12 protein-coding genes are annotated in these 11,356 nt (G+C 67.2%); 7 read left to right on the forward strand and 5 right to left on the reverse strand.

Going from position 1 to position 11,356, the window contains the following annotated elements; all coding sequences use genetic code 11:
* Positions 1 to 231 precede the first annotated feature (231 nt).
* The gene (locus ACT3SZ_RS16255) at positions 232 to 1,317 is read right to left on the reverse strand and encodes a pseudouridine synthase (RefSeq protein WP_444620365.1); all 1,086 of its coding nucleotides are present in this window, start codon (positions 1,315 to 1,317) and stop codon (positions 232 to 234) included.
* 39 nt (positions 1,318 to 1,356) lie between these two features.
* Between ACT3SZ_RS16255 and ACT3SZ_RS16260 the strand changes: the two genes are divergently transcribed.
* From ACT3SZ_RS16260 to ACT3SZ_RS16270, 3 genes are all read left to right on the forward strand, one after another.
* Complete coding sequence (locus ACT3SZ_RS16260) at positions 1,357 to 1,485, forward strand: hypothetical protein (RefSeq protein ID WP_444620367.1); 129 nt, start codon at positions 1,357 to 1,359, stop codon at positions 1,483 to 1,485.
* A gap of 187 nt (positions 1,486 to 1,672) precedes the next feature.
* Positions 1,673 to 2,578 carry a universal stress protein gene (locus ACT3SZ_RS16265; RefSeq protein ID WP_444620368.1) on the forward strand — a complete coding sequence of 302 codons (906 nt, stop codon included), beginning with the start codon at positions 1,673 to 1,675 and terminating at the stop codon, positions 2,576 to 2,578.
* Between the two features lie 131 nt (positions 2,579 to 2,709).
* Positions 2,710 to 3,411, forward strand: coding sequence for a TetR/AcrR family transcriptional regulator (locus ACT3SZ_RS16270; protein ID WP_444620369.1), 702 nt, complete (start codon positions 2,710 to 2,712; stop codon positions 3,409 to 3,411).
* Positions 3,412 to 3,471: 60 nt separating this feature from the next.
* On the opposite strand, the gene yidC is transcribed toward ACT3SZ_RS16270, so the two are convergent.
* The gene (gene yidC / locus ACT3SZ_RS16275; RefSeq protein ID WP_444620371.1) at positions 3,472 to 4,866 is read right to left on the reverse strand and encodes a membrane protein insertase YidC; all 1,395 of its coding nucleotides are present in this window, start codon (positions 4,864 to 4,866) and stop codon (positions 3,472 to 3,474) included.
* A gap of 22 nt (positions 4,867 to 4,888) precedes the next feature.
* On the opposite strand from yidC, the gene ACT3SZ_RS16280 reads away from it, so the two are divergent.
* Complete coding sequence (locus ACT3SZ_RS16280) at positions 4,889 to 6,193, forward strand: sensor histidine kinase (RefSeq protein ID WP_444620372.1); 1,305 nt, start codon at positions 4,889 to 4,891, stop codon at positions 6,191 to 6,193.
* Between the two features lie 70 nt (positions 6,194 to 6,263).
* Positions 6,264 to 6,914 carry a LuxR C-terminal-related transcriptional regulator gene (locus ACT3SZ_RS16285; protein WP_444620374.1) on the forward strand — a complete coding sequence of 217 codons (651 nt, stop codon included), beginning with the start codon at positions 6,264 to 6,266 and terminating at the stop codon, positions 6,912 to 6,914.
* Positions 6,915 to 6,948: 34 nt separating this feature from the next.
* Here ACT3SZ_RS16285 and ACT3SZ_RS16290 read toward each other — a convergent pair whose 3' ends face one another.
* Both ACT3SZ_RS16290 and ACT3SZ_RS16295 read right to left on the reverse strand, forming a co-directional pair.
* The gene (locus ACT3SZ_RS16290; RefSeq protein ID WP_444620387.1) at positions 6,949 to 7,305 is read right to left on the reverse strand and encodes a histone-like nucleoid-structuring protein Lsr2; all 357 of its coding nucleotides are present in this window, start codon (positions 7,303 to 7,305) and stop codon (positions 6,949 to 6,951) included.
* A 191-nt stretch (positions 7,306 to 7,496) separates the two neighbouring features.
* Positions 7,497 to 8,111 (reverse strand): DUF6474 family protein, encoded by a 615-nt coding sequence (locus ACT3SZ_RS16295; protein ID WP_444620389.1) that lies wholly within the window; start codon positions 8,109 to 8,111, stop codon positions 7,497 to 7,499.
* An 81-nt stretch (positions 8,112 to 8,192) separates the two neighbouring features.
* Here ACT3SZ_RS16295 and ACT3SZ_RS16300 point away from each other — a divergent pair, with 81 nt between their 5' ends.
* Both ACT3SZ_RS16300 and msrA read left to right on the forward strand, forming a co-directional pair.
* On the forward strand, positions 8,193 to 9,914 hold the full coding sequence (locus ACT3SZ_RS16300) for a ribonuclease H-like domain-containing protein (protein WP_444620391.1): 1,722 nt from the start codon (positions 8,193 to 8,195) through the stop codon (positions 9,912 to 9,914).
* A gap of 23 nt (positions 9,915 to 9,937) precedes the next feature.
* Positions 9,938 to 10,597, forward strand: coding sequence for a peptide-methionine (S)-S-oxide reductase MsrA (gene msrA, locus ACT3SZ_RS16305; protein ID WP_444620395.1), 660 nt, complete (start codon positions 9,938 to 9,940; stop codon positions 10,595 to 10,597).
* Between the two features lie 120 nt (positions 10,598 to 10,717).
* Here the strand turns inward: msrA and ybaK are convergent, their stop codons facing one another.
* Entirely contained in the window at positions 10,718 to 11,245 is a 528-nt protein-coding gene (gene ybaK / locus ACT3SZ_RS16310; protein ID WP_444620393.1) for a Cys-tRNA(Pro) deacylase, read from the reverse strand.
* Positions 11,246 to 11,356 lie beyond the last annotated feature (111 nt).

The raw sequence follows: 11,356 nt of genomic DNA on the forward strand, positions 1-11,356 counted from the left end.
CACTGTTGGGGGTGGTGCGCGTCGGCGCGAAGGGGGTCAGGTTGAGCGGGTACCAAGTTGGACCTGGGAGCGTTGAGTTGGACTACTCAGAGTCTCCAGGTCCAACTTGGTACCCGCAATTCGTCGACTACGTCGGATGCCGGTCACGATCGAGCTTCCCCAGCGCGCGCAAGCACGCCCCTCAGAGTTCGAGGGTGCAACGCCATTGCGATACCAGGCCCACGAGTCTTCTCAGAAGGCCTCAGCACGGTAGGACGTGCGAAACTCCTGCGGTTCCCCCGAGTACGGATCGACGAACCTCATCGTGACGGCCGTCAGTCCCATCGGGCGACTGAAATCTTCGTCGGCGACGGCTGGGACGAACGGCATCGGCTCATCCACATCCCATAGCGCGGCATCGCTGAGCTCCCCGTACAACGGGTCGGAGACAATCGGTACGCCGAAGAGCCTCATATTCACACGCAACTGGTGCGTGCGCCCACTGTGGGGCTCCAAGGTCCAGACGAGACGTAAGCGCGCAGCGCCTTCAGGCGTCTCCGCCGTCCCCGCGGGGCGGACTAAGCGCACTCCCGTCACCCGAGTTTCCGCATTCGGCGGGTCCTGCGTCAGGTAGGTAGCCATGCGCCCACGGAGTTTTACCATGTGATGACGGAGAACCCAGGGTTCATCGGCGCTCGGGGCCGCGTGCAACCCGGCGGTGCTGCCCGCTGCGAATGCGCCGGCAGGCACGGGAAGCAGCGGCCGCTCCCCGTTGGTTGCCGACGCGTCCGCCAAAATCTCGGCCCACCCGTCGGGGACACCGGTCACCGCCTCGTAGGTCTTGCGAACCTCCCGGGCCTCGAAGAGGCGCTGGTAGGCACCGCGTACGTCCTGGCGCGTGGTGAACAGCAGGACGCCTCTGGTCAATCTGTCCAGCCGATGGGCCGGTGAGAGGGAGTCAATGCCGAATTGTCGGCGGGCACGGACGACCGCTGTTTCGGTGATGTGCTGGCCGCGTGGCAGGGTCGACATAAAAGGCGGCTTGTCCACGACGAGCAGACGGGAACTGCGGTGGAGTTCTGTCAGCGTGCCGGGGACGGGGCGCTCCGGCGCGGGGCGTCGGTAGAACCAGAGGAATTCTCCGGCGGGAACCGTGTCCTCGGGCCTGAGAGCGCTTCCGTCGTCCAGGCGGACCTTGCCCTCGGCAAACCGGGCGGCGATCGCCGTAGCGTCGTCGGTCGGATCGTGGTGCTGCTGGCTGGCGATGAGGTGGTGCACGATGGCACCGGCGGTGCCCTCGGCGTCGACCTTCACCCGTGACGGGTTGAGCCCGTCCACTATTGGGAGCGGTGGATTACGCAGGCTATGCTCCTGTCCATGGATACTTCTCAGATCGTCGACTTCCTGCAGACAACCATCGGTCAGGCCGTGCTGGGTGCCGTGGAATTCATCTACGAGCTCTTCTTCCCGAGCAACTCCCCGGGTGCGCCGGGTGCAGGGGCCTAACACAGGAGGCTTGACCTGGTTCGTCACTGTGACGACCGCTCGGTGTCGGTGCCGAGTATACCCACCCCCGTCACCATCACCCGTTACCCCGGGTACCCACCCCTGAATGGGAGGTTTTCTGCGGTGAACCTCATATGGGGGGACAATGGAGGTTGTTGGAAGTCACCGACCTGAAAGGGGTTCCGAGATGTCGGATGCCAAGGCCACCAATGAAATCGTCGTCGCCGTGGACGGCTCGGATGCAGGGGCCGCGGCCGTCGCCTGGGCCGCCAATGCGGCAGCCAAGCGCAACGCTCCGTTGAAGCTCGTCACGGCCTACACCATGCCCCAGTTCATGTACGCCGACGGCATGATTCCGCCTCAGGAGCTGTACGACCAGCTCGAGGAGGAGGCGATGGAGAAGATTAACGACGCTCGCGAGATCGTCAAGGGCTTCGACGAGAACATCGAGGTCAGTTACTACATTGGCGAGGCAACCCCGATTGACCTGCTGCTGCAGCTGTCGGAGGAAGCCGACATCGTGGTCATGGGTTCCCGTGGTCTCGGCGGTCTTTCCGGCCTGGTGCTGGGCTCTGTCTCCTCCGCGGTCGTCTCCCACGCGTCCTGCCCTGTCGTGGTTGTGCGTAAGGACAACGACGTCACCGTAGAGAACAAGTACGGACCGGTCGTCGTCGGTGTCGACGGCTCCGACATCTCCCGCAAGGCGCTCGATTACGCTTTCCGCGAGGCGGACGCGCGCGGTGCTACGCTGCGTGCGGTCCACAGCTGGGCGGACGCCCAGGTGCAGACCAGCCTCGTCGGCCTGGCAGCCGTGCAGAGTCAGTTGGACGCCATGTCCGCCCAGGAGCGCAAGATCCTGCAGGACGAACTGGCATCGATGCGGGAGAAGTACCCCGAGGTCACCGTCGAGGAGGTCGTGGAGCGCGACCGCCCGATCCAGGTCCTGAAGGACAACGCGGATGATGCGCAGCTGCTCGTTTTGGGCTCCCACGGTCGTGGCGGTTTCCGCGGAATGCTGCTGGGATCCACCTCGCGTGCATTGCTGCAGTACGCGCCCTGCCCGATGATGGTCGTGCGCCCCACCGAGAAGTAGTACGCCTCTCGGACGAGCCCGGTGCCGTCGCCGCCAGTCTGTCGGCGACGGCACCGGCGTGTGTAAAATACTGCAGGAACGGCGGGATTGTTTCCGCCCACAGAACGAATCCGTACTCATGGAGGGACGACATGGCCGGCACCGGTTCCACGACGACCGACGGCAGTGGTGCGTCCCCGTCCAAGGCGAAGAAGGCGACGAAGGCTGGGGGCACGGCGAAGTCTAAGCCGGCGTCGTCACGTCGCCGTAACCGTCCGGGGCCGCGTCAGCGTCTGCTGGGCAGTGCGACGCACCTGTTCACCACCGAGGGCATCCGCGTGATCGGTATCGACCGCATCCTGCGCGACGCGGACGTGGCGAAGGCCAGTCTCTACTCCCTGTTCGGCTCCAAGGACAACCTCGTGGTGGCCTACATCGAGGAGCTCGACAAGGGGTGGCGTGAGCGCTGGGAGAAGATGTGCGAGGACCGGCCGAAGCCCGAGGACCGTATCCTTGCGTTCTTCGACATGTGCATCGCCGAGCAGCCGGGGGAGCACTTCCGTGGCTCGCACTTTCAGAATGCTGCGAGCGAGTACCCGCGGCCGGACACGGACAGCGAGCACCGCATCCGCGCCGCCGCCCTCGAGCATCGCCGTTGGTGTCGTGACACGATGGCGGACCTGCTCACCGAGAAGTTCGGCTACGCCTCCCGCACCTTGGCCGACCAGCTGATGGTGTTCCTCGACGGCGGTATCGCCGGGGCGAAGATGAACCGTACTGTCACCCCGCTGGAGACTGCCCGTGAGCTCGCAAAGCAGATGCTCTACACGGCTCCAATGATGTACTCGATCTAAGCCGGGGAAGCCGCGGCCTCGGCTGCGAGGGGCTCTGCCCCTCTGCGGATCTGACCGGCGTTACCGGTTGAGCCGGTGGCGGCCCTGGTAGGGGCGGGGATCATCGTCCTCGTCCGGTTCGGGCAGACGGTGTCGGCCTCCACTGGAAGCGGAGGGTGCACTGGGGGCTGAAGGTGCGGGGGCTTCCGTCTCTTCGGCGGCGTGAGCGGCGGCAGGCGTACCGGAGTCGGCAGCTTCCGCGCCGTCAACGTCCTTGGCATCCCCGGCAACCTCAGCATCCCCAGTCGCCCCGGCTTTCTTCGCCGCCTTCTTTGCGGCGATGGCCTGGCGTTGCAGTTCGCGCTGGCGAGTGCGTCGTGCGGCTCGTTCCAGCTTCTCGCGCTTGAGGATCTTCTCCGTCGACTCCTGGTCGGCGGTCTCCTCGGCGACGAGGCGGTCGCGCTCGGCGGTGGCATCGTCACGTACCGACGTCAGGGAGGAACGATGCAGCGTCGCGTCCAGCTCCTTGATGCGGGCGCTGCGCGCGCGGGAGCGCTCGCGGAGGGAGCGTCCGGCGTCCTTGATCTCGGCGCGTCGGGCCTTGCGCGCCGCACCGACCTCGGCGCGGTGGGCGCGGAACTCCTCGGAGTATGGCACCTTGCGGTCGAGGACGAGGTGGAGGCTGATGTTCTGCGTCATGGTCCACAGGTTGTTCATCACCCAGTAGCACATGATCGCCGCGGGGGCGGGGCCCGCGAGGCCGAAGACGATCGGCACCAGGATCGCCACCGGGGCCAGGAAGAACAGCATCTTGAACAGGGCACGGGAGGTGCCGTTGTTCTCGTCGAGCGTCAGCCAATTGCGGTAGATCGAATACGCCATGTTCAGCGTGGTGAATACCGACGCGGTGATGCACAACGGCAGGGCGAAGGTGAACACCTCGGAACTGGTGATGCCGAGGAAGGCGAACTGCTCGTCCGTCATCGTGGAGTACGCGGCGAGCGGGACGCCGAGGATGTCGGCGTCGAGGAAGTGCGCCACATCGTCGCCGCTGAGCGCGCCGATGCCGGGGTGGGACGCGGCCTCCAGGTCCGTGGGCCGGGCGACCTGCAGCAGGATGCGGTACAGGCCGATGAAGAACGGGATCTGGATCAGGGCGGGCACGCAACCGTCGCGCACCCGATAGCCGTTGGCGAGTTGCAGTTCGCGGCGTTTTTTCAGCAGTTCGCGGCGTTCGGGCTGGCTGAGCCGGTTGCGGTATTCCTCGTCGAGGGCGTGCAGCGCCGGGCGAAGATTCACCAGCACGCGCGTGGAACGGTAGGCGCGGTAGGCAAACGGGACGAGGAAGAGCCGCACGGTGAGCACCAGCAGTGCGATCGAGGCGGTCCATGCGGTGGCGTCAGCGACGCCCATGGCGGTCAGCGCCATGTGCCACAGTTTCATCACTGCGGATACCGGGTACTCGATGAACTCCACGTGTCGAGGATACTGTGTTCCCATGGACAACGACGTCGCGGTACGGGATTCGGTGCTGATGCGCGGTGGCATCGCCATCCTCGTGGGCCTTCTTCTGGCGGTCACGGTCTGGTCGGCGGCAGGACGCGGGGACGGCCCGCCGACGTTGGTGGCGGTCACGGCGGTGCCGTTCGGCCTGCTCGCGGCGGCGGGGCTGTCGCGTCCGGTGCCGGCGGCGCTGCCCGGGCGGGTGACGTGGCTGACGGCGTTGACCGTGTTGTGGATCCTGCTGGCGGTGCAGGAGGCGACGGCGTCGTACCTGGCCTTGGCGCTGTTCGCGCTGTACCTGTATCTGCTGCCGTTGTGGTGGGGGGTCACGGCGACGGCGGTGGTGACGGTCGTGGCCGCGGGCCTCTCGGTGGCGGTGGCGGGCCCGTCGACCGGTGCGGTCCTCGGCCCCGTGCTCTCGGGGCTGGTCGCTGTGGCCATCGGAGTGACCGTCGAGGGCCTCTACGTGGTCAGTGAGGACCGGCGGCGGCTCATCGACGAGCTGGTGCGCACACGGGGGTTGCTGGCGGAGTCGGAGCGTGCGGCCGGGGTGGTGGAGGAGCGTGAACGTCTCGCGCACGAGATCCACGACACGGTCGCACAGGGGCTGTCGAGCATCCAGATGCTGCTGCACGCCGCCGAGCGCGACGTGCGGGCGCATGGGGGCACAGGGGCCACAGGGATACTGGGGGACGCTCCGGGGGCTCCGGACGCTTTGGAGCCGCCGGTCGAGAAGCTTCTGCTTGCCCGCGACGTGGCCGCCGGCAGCCTCCGCGAGACCCGGGCGATGATCGCGGCGCTGCAGCCCTCGGGACTCCAGGACGGGTCACTGGTGGACGCGCTGCGGCGGCTGGCGGTCGCGGCGTCCGGCGACGGGCTGGAGATCGGGGTGGACGCCGAAATGGACGGCAGGGCGGACGGCAGGCCGGAGGCAGCGGGCGGTACCGGCGCTGGCCGCGGCGGCCGCAGTGCCGAGACGCGCCTGCCGGTGGCGGTGGAGACCGTACTGCTGCGAGTGGCGCAATCGGCGGTGGCGAACGTCCGGCAGCACTCGGGGGCGTCGCGGGCGCGGGTCACCCTCACGGTGAACCCGGATGCGGTGCGACTCGACGTGGTGGACGACGGCGCGGGTTTCGACCTGGCGGAGGTGGAGTCCACGTTGGCCGAGCGCGCCGGGGAAGGCCACATTGGTCTGTCGACGATGCGTCGGAGGGTCAGTGATCTCGGCGGCAGTGTGGTCGTGGAGACCGCGCCGGGGTCGGGCACGGCCATCGCCGTCGAAGTGCCGCTGCAGCCCTGATTATTGGGGGCACCACGACCGGGAGGAATTGTAGGATGGATTCAACAATGCCGGCACTGGAGGAAAACGAATGATCCGTGTCCTGTTGGCGGACGACCATGAAATCGTGAGAATGGGCCTGCGCGCCGTCCTGGAGAGCGCGGAGGACATCGACATCGTCGGAGAAGTCGATTCCGCTGATTCGGCGGTACGCGCGGTAGCTGACCTTGCCAAAGATGGCCCCGGAGTGGATGTGGTCCTTATGGATCTACGTTTCGGCGCGGGTGCGGCCGGCCGGGAGTTGGAGACAGGCGCTCAGGCCACGGAACGGATTCGCACACTTGCAGACCCGCCGAATGTGTTGGTCGTCACGAACTACGACACGGACGTGGAAATCCTCGGGGCGGTGGAAGCCGGCGCAGTGGGATACCTGTTGAAGGATTCACCACCGGCTGAACTCATCAGTGGTGTGCGTTCGGCCGCGCAGGGGGCGGAAGCACTGTCCGGGGCGGTGGCTCACCGGTTACGTGACCGGGAGAAGGATCCGGCGACAACGTTGTCCGCCCGCGAACTCGAGGTCCTTCACGCTGTTTCCCTCGGAAAGTCGAACCGTGACATCGGAGCGGATCTTTTCCTCTCCGAAGCCACGGTGAAATCGCATCTCGCCCATGTCTACGACAAATTGGGAGTGCGTTCACGCACCTCCGCAGTCGCGGCGGCGCGTGAGGCCGGGATGCTGTGACAGGGGCGAAGCCCCCGCCAGAATCTAGCGGTCCTTAGCGGTCCGAGGGGTTGGCGGCCTCGTAGGCGTCGATGACCTCGCGGGCGATCTGGCCGCGGGTGGAGACGGTCAGGTCGTTGTCCCGTGCCCACTCGCGGATGCGGCGGTTACGGCCCGAATCGGACTTGCCGGTGGTGCTTGCCGGGCGGCCACGGCCGCGGACGCGGGTGACCTTGGTGCCGGCGGCGATGTAGGGCTCAACGGTGTCAGCGAACTTCTGGGCGTTCTCCTCGGAGAGGTCCAGAACGTAGGTGGAACCCTTGTAGGTGAATTCAACAACGTTGACCTCATCCGCAGTGAGCGGGGTGTTGTCGAGGTCATCGAAGAACTGGGTGACTTCCTTGCGTGCCATGGTTTCTGTTACTTCCCTTCGGGCGTGTGCGCTTTTATGTCGCGAATATGTGGCATGTGAAGGTGCCATTGCCCGGAAGTGTAGTCCATTCGTGCACTAATTGTCATCCTCTGCTAGTCCCCACCAGTCTCTGCCATTCCCCGACGGGTATAAGTTGATCTTTTACTTATGGGGGCGTGAGGAGGGGAACGTTAAACTTTCTCCGCGTACTGCCGCTCCAGCAGATCTAGTTCCGTGGAGACACTGGAGGTGAGGTTACTCGTCTGGGAGTCCGACATTCCCGAGGCATTGTCGAGTGAATTCTCCAACTCATCGAGCCGGGCGTTGGCGTCCTTGGCGAAACCATCGGGAACATTTCCGCGTTCGATACGAGTGCGAAGCTCGGCGATCCGGGCGCGCTGCGGGGCACCGACACCGACAAAGTTGGAGAACTCGGCGGTTGTGCCACGGCCAGTGCCTGCCGAACGCTGGGAAAGCTGGGTGGCTGCCCGATACACCAGCGGGATGGCGACGGGCAGAAGAACGCGCAGTGCGCCGGTGTAGCGCAGCACCGTTTTAGCGTTGAACCGGCCGGCCTTGATCTGTTCCACGGTGGCCTGCGCCAGCTTCGCATCGTGCTTGCGCTCTGCCTTGAGGTCCTGGGACTCCTGCTTACGGACCTTGCGTGCCATCTTCTCCAGGTAATCCTGCTTTTTCCTGTCGAGTTTGGCGGTCTCGCGTGCCTCGGTGCGGGCCTGGACCTTCGCGGCCTTGTAGCTTGCCCGCTTTTCGTGGCGGCGCCGCCGTGCCGAGCTGAGAATTCCCATGGTCGTTGTTCTCCCGTACCTATCGTGGTTGCCGTTGCTGCCGTTTTCTCCGTGCCAGTCTACTCAATAGTATGGGGCGGTATGTGGGCGTATCAGGGCAACAGTTCCGCGGGACCCGAGGGTTCCGTGGGGCTCGCGGCACCCGTCACCCCGTCGGACCTGACGGGCTGCCGTCACCGGCGGGTGCTCAGCCGTGCCGTCACCTCGGGACGCCTGTCTCCGGAGCGCACGGTGTTCTCGGTGGCGGAGCACACGCTCGCACGCTACCGGGCGCGGCTACGGCGCGAGGCGGTGGCAGCGGCATTACCCACGCAGCCGCGCTTCGGGGAGCGCCTCGTGCCGACCAAGGTGGAGGTTGTCGACGACGCCACCGCCGAGGAACAGACGCTGGAGGCGATCGCCGCGGGCACCCGCCTCATCGTCGGTGCCCGGCTGGCCGACGATGCCCTGGCCTGCGATGCAGACCTGCTGGTGCGTACCGACGACGCGGCCGGCCCAACGACCTCGATGACGTATATGCCGGTCACCGTCACCTCCCACACGGTCGGGGCTCCGTCGTCGCGCCCGCAGGGGCGCGCCCCCCGCGGCACCGGGGTGCGCACCGTCGACCTCAGCGTCCTGGGGCTGGCGCGTCCGGTGCCGGTGGCCATGAAGCACCGCAGCACCCCGGTGGACTCGCAGAAGGTGGCGGTGGCGCACACGCTGCTGGACGCGCTGGGCGTGGCGTCCGGCGACGTCGGTTTCATCGGCGCGGGGTTGGCGTCCTGCCTGGTCATCCCGGCCGAGCGCGTGGTGCCGGGGCTGATGCGCGCCTTGGAGGCGCCGGTGCCGGCCGAGCCCACGCGGGTGCGCGAGTGCGGGACCTGCGAGTTCCACAATCATTGCCGCGCCCGCTTGCTGCGCACCGGGGATCTCAGCCTCATGCTGCCGGGCGACCGGGCGCAGCGCTGGCGTGACCGCGGTATCGACACGCTGGCGGGCCTGGCCCACGCGGACGCCGGGGAGACCTCCGCACTGGCCACCGCCTGGCTGGCGGGCGTCGGCTACCTGCGCCGGCCCATGCGACGGTGGATGGTGCGCACCGATCTGTGGTGCGGCCACACCTTCCGCATGCCCGCGCACCTCGTCGACGGGGAGAGTCCCATGGGCGAGGAACTCGCCGACGCCGTGGAGATCGACGTGGACATGGAGGCGCACCCCAGCCGCGGCACTTTTCTGTGGGGCACGTTCGACGGGTCGGTATACCGCTCCTTCACCGACTTCAGCCGCGACGGGGACGCAGGACGCCACGTCGCGTCCTTCTGGACCTGGTTGACGGCGCGCCGCGCCGCCGCGGCGCGCGACGGACGGCCCTGCCGGGTGTACTGCTACTCCCAGCAGGGCGAGAACCACTGGCTCCGGCACTACGCAGGACGCTACGGCGGCACCGCGTACCCCCTGCCCGCCGGCGGTGAGGCGGTGATGCCCACGCTGGAGGAGGTGAACGCCTTCCTGGCGTCCGACGAATGGGTCGACGTCTTCGCCCTGGTGGGCGCGGCCATCGCCGCCAACTCCTCACTGGGGCTCAAGGCAGTCGCCCCGCTCGCCGGCTTCACCTTCAGCCAGCACGACGTGGACGGGCGCGTGGCGGTGGACCTCTTCGAGGTCGCCGTCGGCGCAGAAAGCACGGCTGCTTCGGCGGCGCAGCGCACCCTGGAGCGCTACAACGCCGACGACTGCTTCGCCACCGCCGCTGTGCGGACCTGGCTGCGTCGAGGCGCGCCGGGAATCCCTGCGCTGTCCCGTCCGTTGGACAGGGTATGAACTTCCTCGACCGCATCCTCGCCATGAATGCCGCCCAGTCCGGCCCTTTCCGCGCCGACCGTCCGACCGCCGACACCGCCCTGGCCGGGGGACGCCACCCCGTGCTGGAGAACCCGCGTCCGCACACCGTGCTGGGCACCCCCATCACCGGCCCGTGGAAGGATGGTCAGGAGCACGTGATCCTCGGCCTGGGCTGCTTCTGGGGTGCAGAGAAACTGTTCTGGCAGCTCGACGGGGTGGAGTCCACCTCGGTCGGCTACGCCGGCGGCTACACCACCAACCCCACCTACCGGGAAGTCTGCACCGGACGCACCGGTCATTCCGAGGTCGTGGAGGTGGTCTTCGACCCGGCCCGGGTGGACCTGCGCACCGTGATCCGCACCGGCCTGGAGAACCACGACCCCACCCAGGGCGACCGGCAGGGCAACGACGTGGGCTCCCAGTACCGTTCGGTGATCTACGCGGTGACCCCGCAGCAGCGTGAGGTGGCCGCGGCGGAGGTCGCGTCCTACGGCGAGAAGCTGGCGGAGGCCGGCTTCGGCGAGATCACCACGGAGGTCTCGCTGCTGTCGGAGACCCCGTCCGGGGAGTACTACCTGGCCGAGGACGAGCACCAGCAGTACCTGGACAAGAATCCGGGCGGCTACTGCCCGGTGCACGCCACCGGGGTGACCTGCGGGTAGCGGGGCGTGAAAGTGTTACCACTTTTCCGGGGCGCCTGAGAACAAAACCCCAGGTCAGTGAAAATGCCGCCGCCGAAAAGTGGTAATACTTCTGGGGGTCAGTGTGGCGTCAGTGTGGGGTCAGCGCCGGGCAACGGGGGCGAACCGCGCGCCGAGCACGTCGACCAGGTCGGCCGGGGCGATCTCGATGTCCAGGCCGCGGCGTCCGCCCGAGACGAAGATGGTGGGGTGATCCTGGGTGCCGTCATCGACCACCGTGTCCAGCAGCTTCTTTTGGCCGATCGGGCTGATCCCACCGACGACGTAGCCGGTGGAGCGCTCCGCGGCGGACGGGTCGGCCATGGTCGCCTTCTTCGCGCCGAAGGCGTGGGCCACGGCCTTGAGGTCCAGGGTCATCGTCACCGGGACCACGGTGACCGCGAGTCTCCCGTTCAGCGGGCCGCCGTCGAGACTGACCAGGAGGGTCTTGCAGATCCGGTCGGGCTCCACGTCGCCGAGGGCGCTGGCGGCCTCCCCGCCGAAGTCGGTGACCCCGGGGGTGTGGGTGAAGGTGTGGACCGTGAAGGTGGTCCCCGCCTTCTCCAATGCGAGGGTGGCCGGGGTGCTGCCGGTGCCGGTGCTGTTCTTCTTCTTGCCCACGGTGACCATCCTAGTCGTGGAACCACGAAGGCCCCGCCCTCCCCGGTGCGGGGAGTGCGGGGCCGTGGGTGCGGTCCGTTCAGGACGTCACACTAGCGCGTCACGTTAGGACGTCACGTT

It is taken from the genome of Corynebacterium sp. AOP40-9SA-29, from assembly GCF_052377405.1.
Taxonomy (GTDB): Bacteria; Actinomycetota; Actinomycetes; order Mycobacteriales; family Mycobacteriaceae; genus Corynebacterium.